The 17,654-nt window shown below is 43.0% G+C and carries 14 protein-coding genes; 5 read left to right on the plus strand and 9 right to left on the minus strand.

The window, feature by feature from the left end; translation table 11 throughout:
- Positions 1 to 12 precede the first annotated feature (12 nt).
- The 4 genes from dsrM to pyrF all read right to left on the minus strand — a co-directional run bounded on the left by dsrM (position 13) and on the right by pyrF (position 3,545).
- The gene (gene dsrM, locus TH606_RS04805; protein WP_068541793.1) at positions 13 to 1,023 is read right to left on the minus strand and encodes a sulfate reduction electron transfer complex DsrMKJOP subunit DsrM; all 1,011 of its coding nucleotides are present in this window, start codon (positions 1,021 to 1,023) and stop codon (positions 13 to 15) included.
- Between the two features lie 21 nt (positions 1,024 to 1,044).
- A complete protein-coding gene (locus TH606_RS04810; RefSeq protein WP_068541794.1) occupies positions 1,045 to 1,584 on the minus strand; it encodes an RsbRD N-terminal domain-containing protein in 540 nt (179 codons plus the stop codon).
- 150 nt (positions 1,585 to 1,734) lie between these two features.
- On the minus strand, positions 1,735 to 2,820 hold the full coding sequence (locus tag TH606_RS04815; RefSeq protein WP_068541795.1) for a DUF763 domain-containing protein: 1,086 nt from the start codon (positions 2,818 to 2,820) through the stop codon (positions 1,735 to 1,737).
- A complete protein-coding gene (pyrF, locus tag TH606_RS04820) occupies positions 2,820 to 3,545 on the minus strand; it encodes an orotidine-5'-phosphate decarboxylase (protein WP_082863519.1) in 726 nt (241 codons plus the stop codon). The genes TH606_RS04815 and pyrF overlap by 1 nt, the downstream gene beginning before the upstream one ends.
- Positions 3,546 to 3,571: 26 nt before the next feature.
- Here pyrF and TH606_RS04825 point away from each other — a divergent pair, with 26 nt between their 5' ends.
- The 4 genes from TH606_RS04825 to TH606_RS04840 all read left to right on the plus strand — a co-directional run bounded on the left by TH606_RS04825 (position 3,572) and on the right by TH606_RS04840 (position 9,081).
- On the plus strand, positions 3,572 to 4,231 hold the full coding sequence (locus TH606_RS04825) for a hypothetical protein (protein WP_068541796.1): 660 nt from the start codon (positions 3,572 to 3,574) through the stop codon (positions 4,229 to 4,231).
- Between the two features lie 34 nt (positions 4,232 to 4,265).
- Positions 4,266 to 5,270, plus strand: coding sequence for an outer membrane lipoprotein-sorting protein (locus tag TH606_RS04830; RefSeq protein ID WP_082863520.1), 1,005 nt, complete (start codon positions 4,266 to 4,268; stop codon positions 5,268 to 5,270).
- Positions 5,264 to 6,610: a DUF1302 family protein gene (locus tag TH606_RS04835; RefSeq protein WP_068541798.1), complete on the plus strand. Its 1,347-nt coding sequence runs from the start codon at positions 5,264 to 5,266 to the stop codon at positions 6,608 to 6,610. Before TH606_RS04830 ends, TH606_RS04835 begins: the two co-directional genes overlap by 7 nt.
- Positions 6,611 to 6,837: 227 nt before the next feature.
- A complete protein-coding gene (locus tag TH606_RS04840; RefSeq protein WP_068541799.1) occupies positions 6,838 to 9,081 on the plus strand; it encodes an efflux RND transporter permease subunit in 2,244 nt (747 codons plus the stop codon).
- A gap of 55 nt (positions 9,082 to 9,136) precedes the next feature.
- On the opposite strand, the gene TH606_RS04845 is transcribed toward TH606_RS04840, so the two are convergent.
- The 5 genes from TH606_RS04845 to TH606_RS04865 form a co-directional block, all read right to left on the minus strand.
- Positions 9,137 to 12,190: an AIR synthase-related protein gene (locus TH606_RS04845; RefSeq protein ID WP_068541800.1), complete on the minus strand. Its 3,054-nt coding sequence runs from the start codon at positions 12,188 to 12,190 to the stop codon at positions 9,137 to 9,139.
- Positions 12,191 to 12,587: 397 nt separating this feature from the next.
- Positions 12,588 to 12,827: an FmdB family zinc ribbon protein gene (locus TH606_RS04850; RefSeq protein WP_068541801.1), complete on the minus strand. Its 240-nt coding sequence runs from the start codon at positions 12,825 to 12,827 to the stop codon at positions 12,588 to 12,590.
- Between the two features lie 3 nt (positions 12,828 to 12,830).
- Positions 12,831 to 13,367: a hypothetical protein gene (locus TH606_RS04855; protein ID WP_068541802.1), complete on the minus strand. Its 537-nt coding sequence runs from the start codon at positions 13,365 to 13,367 to the stop codon at positions 12,831 to 12,833.
- Positions 13,331 to 14,425 carry a prephenate dehydratase gene (pheA, locus tag TH606_RS04860; RefSeq protein WP_068541803.1) on the minus strand — a complete coding sequence of 365 codons (1,095 nt, stop codon included), beginning with the start codon at positions 14,423 to 14,425 and terminating at the stop codon, positions 13,331 to 13,333. The genes TH606_RS04855 and pheA overlap by 37 nt, the downstream gene beginning before the upstream one ends.
- Positions 14,426 to 14,787: 362 nt before the next feature.
- Entirely contained in the window at positions 14,788 to 15,429 is a 642-nt protein-coding gene (locus tag TH606_RS04865) for a thermonuclease family protein (protein ID WP_068541804.1), read from the minus strand.
- A gap of 418 nt (positions 15,430 to 15,847) precedes the next feature.
- On the opposite strand from TH606_RS04865, the gene TH606_RS04870 reads away from it, so the two are divergent.
- Entirely contained in the window at positions 15,848 to 17,161 is a 1,314-nt protein-coding gene (locus TH606_RS04870) for a radical SAM protein (RefSeq protein ID WP_068541805.1), read from the plus strand.
- Positions 17,162 to 17,654: the final 493 nt, after the last annotated feature.

A 17,654-nucleotide genomic window follows, 5' to 3' on the forward strand; every position in this document is an offset into this window, starting at 1 on the left:
CCTCTCCGTATATTATTTCGCTTCTTTTTTATAACAATCTTCGTCTATAGGTTGACCAGACTGTTCAAGCACTTCTTTAAATTCCTCTTGCCATTCACAGTAAGTCTTAAACTTAGGCTTCTGCCACCAAGGAGCTGGTTCATGACGCTTGGCCCGGCTATTGTTAGCCAGATTACGTGTAGGACTAAAGAAAACTCCAGCCATGTGAACTAGTTTACTAAACGGAAAATAAGCCATTAAAGCACATAAGAAAGTAAGGTGTATGTAAAAAATCACCCCTACATCTGGTACTTTCGGGCTAAAATGGACAAGGCCCATGGTAAACTCTTTAACCTGCACAATATCTACCTTGAAAAAGTTGCGCATAAGGATACCAGAAAGCACAAGGCCGAAAATCAAGAAAAGGGGCAAGAAGTCAGAAGCCAGAGAAATATAGCGAAGTTTAGCATCAGCTAAACGCCTCAAAAGGAGATAAGAAAGGGCCGCCAAAATAACGCCATCGGTTATATAAAAGTGTGGTATACCTACATGGAGAAAACCATCAACCTGTTCAATAATTCCTAAAAATTCAGGGACAGGATAAGTAAAGAAACGCAAATGACGAATTAAAATAATAAGAAAACAGTAATGGAAGGCTATAGCCCCTAACCAGAGCCACTTACTAGAACCATAAAGTAAATTCGGCCCCTTAAGCTCAGCCCTGAGATTCCTAAAAAGAGAACGAAAGGCTAAGACTTCAAGAGCCATTCTTAAAGCGACTTCAAAGTTATTAAAAGGAGACTCAAGGCGGCTGCGCTTTACCCATTTGAGAGACTTTTGCTGGCCACAGGTAGTAACAATCCTGAATGGCACAGGCACCTTGGCCCATTCAATGATGCGATAAATAATCCCTCCAAGAAAAATAAAAAAGGCCGCATAAGGGAATACTACCGCAAACAAGGCCTTAAAACCAATAACCCCTGCCCCAATATAAACGAAAATAACCAACCCCAAAGCAATAAGTAATGCGAATACGGCACCCATATATATACCTCTCTTAGCTCATCATATTTGTTGCGGAGGCAAACTTCCTTCCCTTTCGTCGTAAACCATCTTCGCCCTTCTTAGGAGCATATACATGCGGCTTTTCCACTCTTCAACCTTCAAATGATACAATCTTTCCCGACATTGCTGATATATTTCAAAACCTTTCAGGGTTATCTCGTCTATTTGGTCTTCCAGTTGCAAAAACTCTTGTAAAAGGCCTTTATCTTCTAATTCCTTTTCAAGTACTTCTCTGATAGCTCTTTTAAGAAGAGGGAAAACTTTTACCGCCTGAGATGGAGTGAACTCCTGAACAGCCCTAATCCTTATTATTTCGTCAATATATTCTGCTATCTTTTGTTCATCAACTTTCCCCACAAGCTCTTCAAGAATACCAATAACGCCTGTGCTTATTTTGGCACCGACTGGATTCTCAAACTGATCTTTATTTTTGCGGAAGAAAGCGGCAGCTTCAGGTGGATAAGTCTCAAGTATTAATTCATACCATCTTTCCTCTATATCAGCCCTATTTTCATTAATGAGTTCTTTAATTTTTTCCATCTTTTCTCTCTTTGCCAGATTGCCAGACTGTTTTGTGCTTTTAAAAAATTTTTGTCATTCGGTCAAGAGCTAAAAATAAGGAGATATAAAAGTTCATGTTCTAAAAAACGAATATATTTTTCGAAAAACGGACATTTTTATGAAAAAAAATTAATTTATAAATTTTCTTAGGCGTTTAAAGGCTTTAGCTTTTTCTGAATACTCAACACGAGCATTTTTTAACAGTTCTTCAATATAACTTATGGTCTTATCATAAATTTTTGTATCAACGGGATAAGGGATGCCATCTTTTCCACCGTGGGCAAAAGAATACTTGGCTGGATCTTCACGAGAGGCCGAAACATCATAAATCAACTCTGAAACCAGGGTTAAAGCCCTTAAGTTCTTCGGGCCCAGGCCCTCAATTTTTAATAAGTCTTCAAAAGAAGATAGTTTTTTTTCGTAGGCTTTTAGTAAAATTTTATTAAGACCCTTGGGTGATAAATCCTTTTCTGAAAGTCCGTGCCGGGCCGATAAAACCAGCTTTTTGGCTGAATCTATTTCTTTTAAGATTTTTTCCGGAGGTCCTTTCAACAAATCAACCAGAACCTTTCTAACCTCGGCGCTTTTTTGGGCCACCAGATTCAAAACTTCTTTTTCACGGTGTTGAGCCGCAATCCCGCTATGAGGCTCATTAACAAAGCTTTCTACTTCTTCTCCCAGCCAGTGATAGCGCCTGGCATAGGCATTTTCCTGATTCATACCCTGTTGCACCACCGCCCAGGCCCCTTTCTTGGTAAAAAAGAAAGTATGGTGGTAAAGCTGGTAACCATCTTGCAAAGCTGTATTATCAACCTTGGCCACCAGCCGACTGTAATCTATTAAAACGCCATATGAAGAAGGAAGCCCCTGACGTTCAAGCCAGGTCTCTATTTCCACAGGGGTTCGCCGCGAAGCTTTGGCCTTTCCTCCACACACAAAAATACCCATATCAGCGGCCAAAGGGGTCAAGGCTTCTTTTAAGGCCCCACATACCGTAGTAGTTAGACCTGAAGAATGCCAGTCAAAACCTAGGACACAACCAAAGGCCTGAAACCAGTGAGGGTCTGCCAGGCGACGCAAAAACTCTTCTGCTCCAAACTCATAGACTATAACTTCTACCAGGGCCCTTGAAAGCCTGACCATGCGGCTGAAAAGCCAGCGTGGCGCGTGACCTCCATGAAGAGGTAGCTCTGCTAAGCCAGTTCTTCTGGCCATTAAAACCCTCTTTCTTCAAAAGCTTTTTCCATCTCAGCCAAAACTTTTAGCGCGGCTTCACGAGGATTGTCAGCCTGCCTGATAGGCCTTCCAATAACCAGATAATCAGCACCACCAAGAATGGCTTCATAAGGAGTAACCACCCGGGCCTGGTCCTGCGGGTCAGCCGCCCACTCAGGCCTTACCCCTGGAACAATGGTTCTTAAATGCCTATAGGCTTCTTTTACCACTGAAACCTCTTTACCAGAACAAACAATACCGTGGCAACCAGCCCGGTAGGCCAGGTTGGCAAGCCTTAAAACCGCCTCTTTTATATCCCGTGAAAGCTCTGGAGCATAGCCTATTTCCATAAGTTCTGCTCGCGTATGTGAAGTAAGAACAGTTACCCCAAATACTTTAGTACCACCTTCAACGGCTTCCACGGTACGGCGCACCGCCTGACGCCCGGCTAGCATATGCACCGTTAGAATATCTACTCCGTGGCGGCTGGCTGCTCGCGCCGCCTGCTCCATAGTAGCGGGAATGTCATGTAATTTTAAATCTAAAAAGATATCTTCAGCACCGGCTTCTCTCACTTTTTCAATGGCCTGAGGACCATGAGCTACAAAAAGTTCAAGGCCTATTTTAAAAACTCCTACTGCGTCTTTTAGCTGGCTAACCCATTTTTGGGCTTCCTTTAAAGAGGAAACATCAAGAGGAAAAATTAAGCGCCGTTTTACTTCCACAAGGCCTCCTATATAATACAATCTTGATGGATATCGTTGAAATTAACGCTAATTTTGACAGCGATTACCAATTAAAGCAATTGATTTCTAGAAAAGATATTTTTCTCCTGGGGACCATCCACCGTCTAAAAGAAGCTCAAGATATATTGAAAGATTTTTTACTTTTGACAAATCCCGCCGTTATTACTGTTGAGATTAGCCCTTATTCGCTTTCATGGCGCCGAAAAAGGGAAAAACTTTGGCTTAATAAGTTTGAAGAAACCTTGATTCAAGAAAAATTGCCACTAACACCGGCTCTGGAAAGCCTAAAGATGGCCCTTGCAATGCCTTATGAATACAAAATAGCCCGGGATTTAAATATAGCTCCGGTGATACCGATAGACTTGAACAAGCCGGCTAAGAAATATCTAAAAGAGCTTGAAAGCGCCCTTAACCCTGAAAACTTAAAAAAATTAGCAACTATGCCGTTAAGTCCTCAGAAAGAAAAGGCCCTAGCCCGTTTATTTTTGAAAAAGCTTTACCAGCCATCAATAAATTTTTACGATAGGAAACGCGAAGCTTATATGGCCCAAAAAATTAAAATACTCGCTAAAAGAAGGCCTTTGGTTCACATAGGAGGGTGGAGACACTTAGCAGGCTTATCTTCATATTTTAAAGACGCTTTTACAGGCATAATTTTGCCTTAAAAGAAGATTTCCGATAAGACAGAGAGGAGGCCTTATGCGGAAAACAACATTTCTCTTATTTTTAATAAAAGCACATCTTACATTACAGAGCCTCATCGCCAGGCAACGTAGTCGCCGTAGCTCAATTACTTTTTTATCATTACGAGGAGGCCCGCAGGACCGACGAAGTGACCCAACGGGTTATTACGTGCGACGAATTAATCTCATGGGATTGCTTCGCTCCGCTCGCAATGACAGGAAAGAAGCTCGCAATGACAGGAAAGAAGCTCGCAATGACAGCCCCAAAATTATCATATTTTTGGTGCTTTCAATAATTATTGCTACCAAGGCCCTGGCACTTACCGGTGAAGATATCGCCTGGAAAGTATATAACCGCCCGCAGGGAAAGGATTCGCAAGCTGAAAGCATAATGATTCTAAAAAAGGCCAGGGGGAAAGAAAAAGTTCGCGAAATGAGAATCTTTACCCGCGAAGACAAAAAGGCCCGTTACACCCTCATGCGCTTTCTTTCCCCTAAAGATATTGCTGGCACGGCTTTTCTTTCTATCTCCTACCATAACGGCAAAGAAAAGCAGTTTCTTTATCTTCCGGCTTTAAAACGCACCCGCCGCATTGCAGGCTCCTTTAAATTTCACCGTTTTGTAAACTCAGAGTTTCTTTACGAAGACCTGGATAGGCGCTACCCACCAAAATATCACCACGAATTGCTAAAAGAAGAAATCTATAATGGCACTCCCTGTTACGTGGTTAAAACTAAACCCAAAAAGAAAAAATATTCTTCTTATGGTTATTGGATACAGTGGGTAACGAAAGATGGATTTTTACCTATCCGAATAGACATTTATGACCGCAAAGGCAAACTCTTTAAAAGATTTACCGCTCAAAAGTGGGAAAAAATTCAAGGGTACTGGACTATTTTTGAGTCTAAGATGGAAAATTTAAAGAAAAAACGGGAAACCATTATAAAAATTGAAAAAATTGTTTATGACCAGGGCCTTGCCCCCGAAATCTTTACCAAAAGGAGACTTGAACGATGGTAAAAAGACTCGCCCTGCTTTTTTTAGCTTGGCTTTGTTTTGGTGGGCTAACTTACGCCAGCGAGATAGAATTAAATGGGCGTTTTTGGGGCCGCGGAGCCATTGACCTTCACCATGACAACCCTTTTGAAGACCAGCGCATAGACCATGAAAAACTACGACTTGAGGCTAAAGCTAGCCCCAGGGAATACCTTGACCTAAAAGCTTCAATAGAACTTGACCGCCTGGCCTATTATGGAAATGACAACGGCCGCGAAGAAACCCGTGTGTTTTTATGGGAAACATACTTGCGCCTGGTAAAAGACGCCTGGGAAATCACCGTAGGTAACCAGCTCATCCGTTGGGGCAAAGTAGATGAGCTTACCATCCTTGATAACCTCACCTGGCAGGACTTGCGGGAACTCTTCACCCTTCGCCTGGAAGAAAGACAACACCCCTGGCCCTGGTTTAGGATTCAGTATTTTGGAGAAAATGTAAACTTAGAAGGAGTTTTTACCCTATGGCCTCTCTGGCCCAAACGCGATGACTTTGATTCAGACTGGGCTGTTTTTGACCATTTGCGCAAAAAACTTGCGGCTGACCCTGTCTTTAGTAGCCTCTCCTTAAAAGTGGACAAGAGTGAACCTTCACCTTCTTTAAGAAACGCTGAGTGGGGCTTTCGCATAAGCGGCACGTTAGGTGAAATAGATTGGGAGGTATCCTATCTCTATGCCCACGACCGCTCGTTTTACTATTATGTTAAATCTTTCCCGATCAAAGGTTTCCGCCTCAATACCCCCTCAGACCCCATCAAAGACCTAAAGGCCCAGTTCTCCAACTTATCTATTACTGGCGATACAGCTTATATAAGTTATCCACGTGACAATATTTTGGGCTTTGCCTTTGAAACTACCTACAACGATATCGGCATAAGAGGTGAGTTTGCCTATCATACAGACCGGGTATTCCTAAAAAAGAACCTTGAAGCCACCCGAAAAGCCTATTGGCGTTACGTTATTGGGCTTGATTATCGCTTTGAAAATGGCTTTTATCTTAACCTTCAGTTTCTGCAACAAAGGGTACTTGGCTGGTCAGAAGATATACTTTTTGACCCCAAACTTGACTCTTACATCTTCATGAGACTTTCCAAAAGTTTCCTTGAGGACTATCTTGAAGTTCGTCTTGATGGAACCTACGGCATTACTACCAGGGGTTATTTCTTAAACCCTGAAATAGCTTATAAAATTAGCGACGATGTTGAATTTTTCGCTGGCCTTCATTTAATTGATGGTCCTCAGGGGAGCTTTTTTGATGTGTATGACGCCAATGACCAGGTATATCTAGGTTTAGAGATAAATTTTTAGAGACTTTCTCTTTGTCACGACGAGGAGGACGAAAGGCGGACAGAGCAGTTTCAGGGTGGTGGACAGAAATTGCTTCGCCACTTCGTGGCTCACAATGACAGAGTGGAAACTGTAGCTTGCAATGAAGCCCCATTTTGTCACTGCGAGGAGCGCGTAAGTGCGACAAAGCAGTCTCAGGAAAATATTTTGCAAAGGTTTCTTTTAGTTTCGCATAGAAGGAGTCTAGATTGAACTCTCAGGAATTTTATCGCCGCTTTGTCTGGCAGTACCAAAAGTTTTGGCTAGCGGTGGTCTTGGCTTTCACTATTTTTTGTGGCTGGCAGGTGGCTCACCTGCCAGTAGTTACCTCTACTGACGCCATCATTCCCAGGGATAGCCTCTGGCATTATTATGAAAACTTTCGGGAACAGTTCGGTGCCGATGATGGCGTAGCAGTGGTACTCCATAGTCCTTCTGGAATTTTTACCCCTGAAACACTGGCCTATATCCAAAAGTTAACGTCTATATTTGAAGACATAGAAGAAGTAGAAAGTGTACTCTCTGTCACCAACGTAGAAGACATTAGGGGTGGTGAAGAAATCTTTGAAGTTGAACCTCTGATAGGAGAAGAAATTCCTGCTGACACCAAAAGCCTTTCTTATTTGAAAGAGAGAGCCCGTCGTAATCCTCTTATTTTCCGTAATCTGGTCTCAGAAGACTTTAAAACCACCCTTCTTCTTTTAAGGACAAATTATCGCGGCGAAGATCTTGATTTTGAAAACCGTCTTGTTCACAAAGTGAAACATATTTTACAAAAAAATCCCCCTCCTACTTCAGTAGAAATACACCTGGCTGGCTGGCCAGTAGTAAACGTAAACATGGCCGCCTATATGAACAAAGACCTCATGGTCTTTATTCCTGGCTGTTTCTTTTTGCTCTGTCTTTTGATTTACGTTTTTTTACATTCCTGGCGGGCAGTCTTGGGGGCAGCCATTATCATCAACCTTTCTCTGGTTGCGGCTATGGCTTCTCTTAAATTAGTAGGCGGGGCTCTTAGTCCCATGACTTCGGTACTGGCTCCTCTAACCATGGCCCTGGCCTTAGCGGATGTGATTCATTTGACTATGACCTATTTCAAGTTATCCCCTAAAGAGAGAGCTGTCTCAAGGGCAGTAGCTATTACCTGGGCTCCCTGCTTTTTAACCAGCCTTACCACGGCCATAGGTTTTGGCTCTCTAATGATTTCACGAGTGCCTTCTATTCGCGAGTTTGGCGGGGCAGCTGCTCTGGCTATGTTTATTGAATACTTTTTGACCTTTACCCTTTTTGCTTTTCTCTTACCCTGGATAAGAAGGGGAAAATTTAAAATCGGTTTTAATAAAACCCTGGTTGAGCCTCTGGCTAAGAGTTATCCCTGGTGGTCTTACAAAGCTTTAATTCTTTTTATCCTGGTGGCAGGAATTAGCATATCCCAAATAAGCAAAATAAAAGTTGACACCAATGTCATTGATTTCTTCCACCATTCAACTCCGGTATATCAAGATGTAGTTTTTGTAGATAAACACCTTGGTGGCGCTCAAACTATAGAAATTTCTCTAGAGAATCCTCGGGGAGATTTTCTAGATCCCAAGTTGCTAAAAAAAATAGACGAAGTAGCCCGCTGGCTTGAGAAGCATCCCCTTTTTTACCAGGCTATATCACCAGCTGAATTCTTTAAGTTGATGAACCGGGCTTTTCACCAGGAAAACGATAAATATTTCAAAATACCAGACAGCCGCGAATTGATTTCTCAATACCTGCTCCTTTACGGAGGAGATGAGTTAGCCCACTTTTTAAATGAAGACCAAAACTGGGCCCGTATTTCTGCCCGCACCCCTGAGCACAGCTCGGAAAAAATCAATGAAGCTATCAGAGAATTGAATAAAAAACTTGAAGAAGTTTTTAAAGGTACAGGAGTTAAATTTAACGTTACCGGAAAAACCTATCTGGTTAACAGGACCGCTGATGATATCGTAAAAAGTCAGGTTGAAAGCCTGGCAACCGCCGCTTTTCTTATTTTTGGTATAATGTTTCTTGTCCTGCGTTCCCTTAAGCTCGGGCTCTTATCTATCCCTTCAAACGCTTTTCCTCTGGTAGTGAATTTCGGTTTTATGGGCATTATGGGTATTCCTTTAAACACCTCTACCGCTACTATTTCAGCCGTGGCCATCGGTATAGCCGTAGATGACACCATTCATTTTCTAATTCGTTATAGGAGAAATAGAAAAAACCGCGAACCTATTTCGGCCGTAAAAAATACTTTAAGAGAAAAGGGAAACGCTGTTTTTACTACCTCGTTATCTTTAATTGCGGCCTTTCTGGTTCTCGGGGTGTCTAAGTTTATTCCTACAGTTCAATTTGGTATGCTGAGCGCCCTGGTAATAGGCCTGGCCCTCTTAGCAGATGTCCTTCTTTTACCGGCTATAATTTACCTCTTACGCAGAATTTTTTGATTGCAAATCTTCAAATCCTATTTTCTGTGAAGCCTCACCCTACAAAAACATCTTTCTACCAATTCAGGGGTGCCTGCCAGGCCTTTTTAAGTTCAAAAATGTTTTCTTCAATAACGGCCTTTCCCTTCTCGTCGCGACAGATCAAAACAGGCTCGGCCACTGTCTCGCCAATCAGCGCGTAAACCGTACCAGAAAAAAGTTTTTCAAAATCCTTCTGTCTTTCTCGCGGCACAGTTACCACTATGCGGCTGGCTGACTCTGAAAAAAGAATATAATCCGGCCGCTTTTCCCCTTCATAAGGTAAGGCAGTAAGATCCACCACCATACCCACTTCTCCGGAAAAAGCCATCTCCGCAAGAGCTACCGCCAGCCCTCCGTCAGAACAGTCATGAGCCGCAGAAATAAGGCCATAATAAATAGCATCTCTTAACCTTAAATATCGGTCATAAGCAGAAGAGGCTTTAACTTTTGGCATATTTTTCCCAACAAATCCCTTGAGCCTGAAGTACTCTGAGCCGCCCAGTTCATCACGAGTAAGCCCCAGGATATAAACCAGCTCCCCTGGCTTTTTAGCGTCAAGAGTCATGGCCCTGTTGACATCTGGTATCCTCGCCAGCACTGAAAAGAGAAGGGTTGGCGGAACGGAAATTTTAAGGCTTCCGTCAGGCAGTACCACCCCTACGCCAAAAGGATTGTTTTCAGGAGCAAGCCCCAGGCCAGAGGCCAGATAGTCGTTTTTCATGGAATCTTTGCCGGAAATACAGGGCACACCATAGGCGGTGGTAAAGTCGTAAAGGGCCTGGTTGGCCCTTACCAGTTGAGCCAGTTTGTAATGGCCATCAGGTGTTTTTTCGCTTTGAATAGGGTCACACCAGCAGAAGTTGTCAAGGCCGGCCATGTGTTCAATGTCAGCCCCTACGCAAACCGCATTGCGAATAGCCTCGTCAATGGCGTTGGCTACCATCCAGTACGTATCTATGTCAGAGTATTTAGGACAAATACCGTGAGCCACCACCAGGCCATCATTTTCTTTTAATTCAGGCCTTAACACCGCCGCGTCACTTGGGCCGTCATCTTTTACGCCGGTCAGGGGTTTTATTACGCTTCCTCCTTGGACTTCATGGTCATACTGCCGCACCACGTATTCCTTGGAACAAATGTTATAAGAAGAAAGGAGTTCTTTAAGGATACCCCCGCAGTCTTCAGGCTCAGCTAAAACTGGCTCCTCAAGCCGGGGAGGAACCCATACCGCCTCAAGTTCAAGCTGAGGCACTCCTTCATGCAAAAATTCAAGGGGCAGGAGCCCTACTGTTTTCCCCTGGTAGAGGATATGGAAAAACCCCGAGTCAGTAAACTTACCAAGGACAGTGGCTTCAACATCCATCTTTTGGGCAAGCTCAAGAAAGCGGTCAATATGCTCAGGGGGCACCGCTACGGTCATGCGTTCCTGGCTTTCTGAAACCAAAATTTCCCAGGGCTGTAAACCATGATACTTAAGGGGAGCCTTTTCCAGGTCAAGTTCAGCTCCACCGGACTCCCTGGCCATCTCGCCTACAGAAGAAGAAAGGCCACCGGCTCCGTTGTCAGTAATAGAAGTATAAAGGCATTCATCACGGGCCTTTAAAAGGAAATCAAACATCTTTTTCTGGGTAATGGGGTCACCTATTTGCACCGCAGTGGCCGGACTTCCTTCATGAAGTTCCTCTGAAGAAAAGGTTGCCCCGTGAATGCCGTCTTTACCGATACGGCCACCTACCATGACCACCAGATCTCCCGGACGGGCACCCTTTTTCCAGCTCGGCTCACCACAAACCTCGGCGGGCATTATGCCTCCGGTACCACAATACACCAAAGGCTTACCCAGGTATCTAGGGTCAAAAACAATGGAACCGTTAACCGTAGGGATACCACTTTTATTTCCACCATGCTCTACCCCTTCTCTCACTCCCTCAAAGATACGCTTGGGATGAAGGAGCCTTGGCGGAAGGGGCCTGTCCCAATCAGGGGGAGCAAAACAAAACACATCGGTATTAAATACCAAGAGGGCTCCTTTACCCGTGCCAAAAGGATCGCGGTTTACTCCCACAATGCCGGTTAAAGCACCACCGTAAGGATCAAGGGCTGAAGGGCTGTTGTGAGTTTCAACCTTCATGGCCACGTTCCACTTATCATTAAGCTTGATGACACCGGCATTATCCACAAACACCGAAAGGCAAAAGTCTCTTTCCCCCTTGGCCTTACGTATTTCCTCGGTAGAACGCCGAATGTAGGTCTTAAAAAGGCTATCAATGACTTCGGTCTTCCCAGAAACTTTGTCCGTATAAGTAATCCTGGCGTTAAAAATCTTATGCTTACAGTGCTCAGACCAGGTTTGAGCCAGGCTTTCAAGCTCCACATCAGTTATACGATGATCAAGGCCATATTTTTGGCGAAGGCTCAAAAAATCCTTATTAGAAGTGAAAAACTCTTTTATGGTTTTCATTTCTCTAAGGTTTAAAGCGAGAAGTCTTTCTTTAGAGAGCTTCAAAAGTTCATCATCGGAGAGCCTTGATAAGTCAAAGAATTCTACTTTTATCTCGTGGGTTTCTGTAACTTTGGGAGGAGTTATTATAAGCCCCTTCTCAGGGTTAAAGTCTTTTTCAGAAACCACCCAGAAACGTTCTATAAGGACATTGGCGAGAAGCTCCCTGGCAATACGTTCGGCGTCTTCTTGAGTTAGATTGCCCTTTATCAAATACTGGGTTAGAGAATAAACGTTTTCGTCAGTAGCAAGGGAGCGGCCGAGAAGAAGCTCTAAAGCCTCTTTCGCCACTTTTCCTTCGTTATCCGTGACGCCAGGGCGAAAACCCACCTGGATTAGCCAGTCAAAACCAAACCTCGGCGCAAGGGGCTTTTCCACGGAATAGATTTCAGTTACCGGGTCGCAAAGGGGGCCTGAAGCAAAGGCCAAAAGGTCTTCCCGGGAAATATTGGCTTCAACGAGATAGATTCTCACCGTGCGGCAGGCCTCTACAGAAAGGCTCAAGTCTTCACGCATGCGCCGAGCAAGTTTTTCTCCCAGGGCGTCTTTTAGTTCAGGTTTTAAGGCAACTTCTATGCGGGCTAACATTTTTTACCTCTCTTTAGTTAGTCTTTTAAAGATAAACCACAGGCCCTTTACCTCTTCAAGAACTTTAAACAAAAAGCTAGATTTTTCCTGTGAAAATAACCCCTCCCTAACCCTCCCCTCCGAGGGGAGAAAGCTTCCCCCTTATAGGAGGAGGTCATAACCATTTTCATGTTTTCGTTGTGTCTCTTAGAGAAATGAAAGGTCATTAATGGGAGCGTTTTTTTACCTTACATCGTGTCATCGCGAGGCGACATAGTCACCGTGGCGATTTCCGGGATTGCTTCGCTTCGCTCGCAAATAACAAAGAAGGGGTTCGCAATGACTACCACAAAATTGTTATATGTTTGATTCTACTAATAAAAAAGAGAAAGCGGCCCTAAAGGCCGCTCTTTGATAATTATTTAGAAGAGCTTTCAGATTTTTTTGATTCCTTTAAGCTTTGGCTACTTTTCTTTTCCTTACGAGCATAGTCGGTTACATACCAGCCAGAACCTTTTAATATGAAAGAGCTCTGGCTTACAAGCTTGCGCAATTTACCCTGACAGGCTTCGCAGGTGGTGAGAGGGTCATCGGTAATTTTTTGCCACACTTCATAATGGCGGCCACAGTTCTCGCACTCATACTCATAAATAGGCATTTCTTACACCTCCTCTTTCAAATATGTTTTGTCAAAATGTTTGAGAATATTTTCAACTTCCTGGTTTTTGTATAAAGCTAAAACTTTTTTGCTAAGCAGGTGGACTTTCTTTTCTTCTTCCCAGCGCTTTTCTTCAGGCATCCAAAAACTGGCTATAAATTTTACAAACCTGATCATGTGTACCAACTCATGAGTAAAAATATAAAGCAAAAGAGCTTTAAGAGAAGAGGTTGCTAACTCTAAAGAAAGGATTTGTTCTTCAGCCAGAACTAATTTGTAGAAACTTCGTCTGCGCCTGGGCAGGCAATCTGAGGTTTCTAAAAGGAAAAGGCCAGCAAGGGCATTTTGAGGCAAACCAAGGGAATGATTCTCATTCAATAGGACTTCATATTGTAATCGGCGCCAGTCTTTATCCGAAAGATTAAAGAAGTCCCCTACCAAGGCTTCGGCTAAAGAAGAAGCCTCGCCCAGGATATTTTTATCAAGCCTATCTTTTGGCTTTTTTATTCCTCTTCTCCAGCTGGGTATGAACCAAGCCATTCTAGATGCATGCAAATCCTTGAAATTTCATCAATACACTCTTTTACCTTCCCGTCTTCTATATGACCTTCACAATCCAGGAAGAAATGATAACGCCAGGGTTCTTTTTTAGCAGGGCGGCTTTCTATTTTTGAAAGATTAATTTGACGCTTAGCAAAAGAGCTAAGTACTTCAAAAAGGGCTCCAGGACGATCAGAAATACTAAAGAAAAGAGAAGTCTTGTCTTTCCCTGTAGGCCCAGGGTTTTCTTTCCCTATAACCCAAAAACGGGTAACGTTCCCGTGAAAATCTTCTATGCGGCTGGCTACTACCTGAAGATGGTAAGTGCGCGCCGCAAGGGGGCTGGCAATGGCTGCTACCGAAGGGTCCACGGCCGCCCATCTAGCAGCAAAGGCAGTAGAGGAAACTTCTTCTACTGGCACCGAGGGTAAATTTTTCCTCAACCACTTACGACACTGGGCCAGAGCATGAGGATGAGAAAGCACCTTTTTTATATCTTCTTTGCGACCAGATTGATTTAAGAGGTCATGGGTGATGGGGATAAACACTTCGCCGCAAACTTTAACTTTGTAGTCGGAAAAGGCATCAAGAGTAGCGGAAACTGTTCCCTCTATAGAATTTTCCACCGGGACAACACCAAATTTAGCCCTTTCAGCTTCAGTTTCTTCAAATACATCAAGAACAGACTCTTGAGGAAGAAAGTTAGCTGCCCGGCCGAAAAATTTTAAAGCCGCCATGTGGCTAAAAGTGGCCTCTGGCCCAAGATAGGCTACTTTCTGTAACTCCTGGGCCGTACGGCAGGTATGTACGATCTCTAAAAATATAGCTTTTAAAGATTTTTCAGGAAACTCTCCCTGGTTTTCCTCTAAGATTTTATTTATGACCGCTCGCTCTCGGCTTAGGTCAAGAACTTTCACTCCTAAAGCCCTTTTCAGTTCGCCTACTTCCTTAACAACGGCGTAACGGCGTTTTAAACAGTCAAGAATAGTGCGGTCAATTTTATCTATCTCCTCGCGCAAATCCTTAAGACGTGCCTCTATTTCTTTTTTGTTTTTCATAGTGTCCGCCATTGATTTTATTTTCTTAATTGATTTTAAGGTTTATTAATGAGAGCACAAGACAGATGAGAATTTTAGGACTGTTATTGCAACCCTCCCTACTACGTCATTGCGAGCCCTCACTCCTACGTCATTGCGAGCGGAGCGAAGCAATCTAGATCCCTTCGCTAGCGTGCGGGACAGGGACTGCTTCGTCGCCTCTAGCTCCTCGCAGTGACAAACAGGGAGGGACATTGCGAGTACAAAGCAATCTAATAAATCGCCACGGCGACTGTGTCGCCTCGCCATGACATTTTGTAATATAAAAGTTGCTCTCATTAATAAATAAACTTACCAAAATAAAAAGAGCCAGGCAAAGAAGGTTATCTTTTCCCTGGCCATGGTTGGCATTTACGGCAAGGACAAAAGCCTTCATAAAAGGCCTCTTTCATAGAATGAAAGATGACTTTATTACGCAAACTGGTTTTGCGGCCAAAACCACAACTGGGCCGATGGAATCGTCGTGAACGCTTATTACCAATGTAATAAGGTTCTCCCTTAAAAAGAGCTTCATCACTCCACAAACCCCTTTTTTGGTGCATAGCTTGGCGTTGTGCCGCCAAAAGCCTCTCAAAATACTTCACGTTAGGTGGCATATAACAGGAAAAAGCAAGCCCTTCGCGCACCAGGGCTTCCTGGACAAAAGTACCATCAAGCAAAAAAACATAGGCTAAAAGCCGGCCAAAACGATCTCGTTCCTCTTCAGCCAGTTCAAGGACAACCTTTTTGCCCTTTACCAGTTTGATATTAAACCTTAAGGCTTCCCGTCCAAAAGGTTCTCCAGGACTATCTTCATGAGCAATTTCAGGGGCATTTATCCCGGCGTATCTTACCTTTTGGCCGTTTTCTAAAATGATTGTATCCCCATCAATTACCCAGCGAACATAATGAACCTCTTTATAAGCATCACACCCAATAGGCGACCAAAAGATAAAAAGACACAAAAAAAACCAAAACTTCTTCATAAAAATCCTCCTGTAAAAGGTCACTAGCCAGTTGGACCATTTTATTAATAGATGACAATTTTGGAGATGTCATTGTAAGTTCTCTTTTTGTCACAGCGGGAGGAGCGAAGCAATTCAGATCCCTTCGCTACCACTCGGGACAAGGATTACCTCGTCGCACTTCATGCTCCTCGTATGACCCGTTGGGTCACTTAGTCGGCGCCCTGCGGGCCTTCCCGTAATAATAAAAAAAGAAGCTAGTTCTCTCGGCGATTAGTTTGCCTGGCGATAAGGCTCTGTAATGCAAAAATATACTATTAACAGCAAAAGTATATACACTTTTAGCTAAAATAAAAGATATGTAACACCTCAGTTAAAACAAAAAGAATTAGATACCATCTTATTGAATTAGCAGATGAAGTTAATCAAAATATTTCTAATGAATCAATATATAGAAAAGCTTCTAAATCGCTTTGAAAAAGAATTTTATCATTACAGAGTCTCAAATGGTTTTACACATCCTAAATTTAGAGACCTATCCTCACCAAGTTCTGTATCCATAAAGAGTCCCTTTCCCAAAAGGAAATTATTAATAGACGATTCTCTTATCATTCATGTTACGGTAACCGGCCGCTGTAATGCGCGCTGCAAAGGATGTATTAATGTTTCAATAACCTGTGGCCAGAGAGAAGAACTTTTAACCATATTTGAAGCTGAACCTAAACGAGAAGTTTTAGGCATAAAACGCCTGTCAGATGAATTTCCTAATAAAAAGGTAACTGTAGTTTTTTATGGTGGAGAGCCACTCTTAGCGCCTCAAAAAATTAGGAAAATACAAACTATTTTAAGGAAAGAACTCCCTCATAAAGAAATACGTTTTATGGTTATAACAAATGGCATGCTAATTGACCGAGTATATAAAAATTTCCCCGAAATTATTCAAGATGTTTGGCTATTTTCCATTTCTATTGATGGGCAAAAAGAACAACATGAATCGATAAGAATAGGGACATCTCTTGAAAAGATTCAGCAGAATCTATCTATTTTACGTAAAAGTACTAGAAGCAAGATTTTAATGTGGTCCACCTTAAGAGAAGAGCAATCTTTAAAAGATTGCTTTTTAGAATTTCTCTATCTTTATCAGGAAAAACTTGTTGACTTTTTCTTTTACCACTTTGCCGAAACCGAAGAGCCTTTTAAAAATTTTAATGCTTATATCAAGCAATATGAAAAAGACTTTAATTACCTATTAGACACTTACTTAGACTATCTAAAAAAGAATATTGTTCTTCCCATTACACATTTAAACGAACTTATAGCCTTTCTTTTAAGCGGGCACAAAAGAGGCCACACGGCCTGTGGCGTAGAGCTAGCAACTAATTTTGACCTGGTAGGAGGAAAAATTCTCGCCTGTGCCGATTTACCTCCTGAGTTGGCTTTAGGTCAAATAACACCAGATGGTCAGGTGTCCTTATCTCTTGAAAGTCTTCCTTCTCTGGTGGCTTATAAAAACTATCTAAGTTGTGACATCTGTGGCATTGAACCCTATTGCGGTGGGAGATGCCCCGTACAGGCCCTTACAGGCTCTGTTGAAAGGACTCTTGCCTATTGTCAGCTATTGCGCCTCCACGTGGGCATGGTGATTGAACGTCTTCCTGAAATAAAAAGACACTTAGAAAGGTTGTCTATATCTTATCAAGACCTTTACGACCATTCTGGATTTCTGGCCCGCTACACCGATGTAATTCCTTGATAGGCTTCACTTTCAAATATTAATTGTTTCAAGCTATCACCAGATAAACATTAATGGGAGCACAAAACCTATACAATTTTGGGCTTGTCATTGCAAACCTTCGCCTACAATGTCATTGCGGGCCCCGTTAGGGACGAAGCAATCTCAGAGACTGCTTCGTCGCCTCCAGCAAACCCGGGGCGGTTCAGTATCTTACGAGTCCTTTCACTGTCATTGCGAGCGGAGCGAAGCAATCCAGATCCCTTCGCTACCGCTCGGGACAGAGGCTGCTTCGTCGCCTCCGGCTCTTCGCAGTGACAGGGAAAGGAGTTATTGCGAACCACGTTCCCCACCTCGTCATTGCGGGCCACGAAATGGCAAGCAATCTCGGGTGAAGCAATTTCTGGATAATTTATGAAAAGTCCTGTTATAATACTTTTATGAAAAAGAAGCTTCCGGTTGGTATCCAGAGTTTTGAAGTCATACGCACAGAAAACTACTATTACGTTGATAA

It is taken from the genome of Thermodesulfatator autotrophicus, assembly GCF_001642325.1.
Lineage (GTDB): Bacteria > Desulfobacterota > Thermodesulfobacteria > Thermodesulfobacteriales > Thermodesulfatatoraceae > Thermodesulfatator > Thermodesulfatator autotrophicus.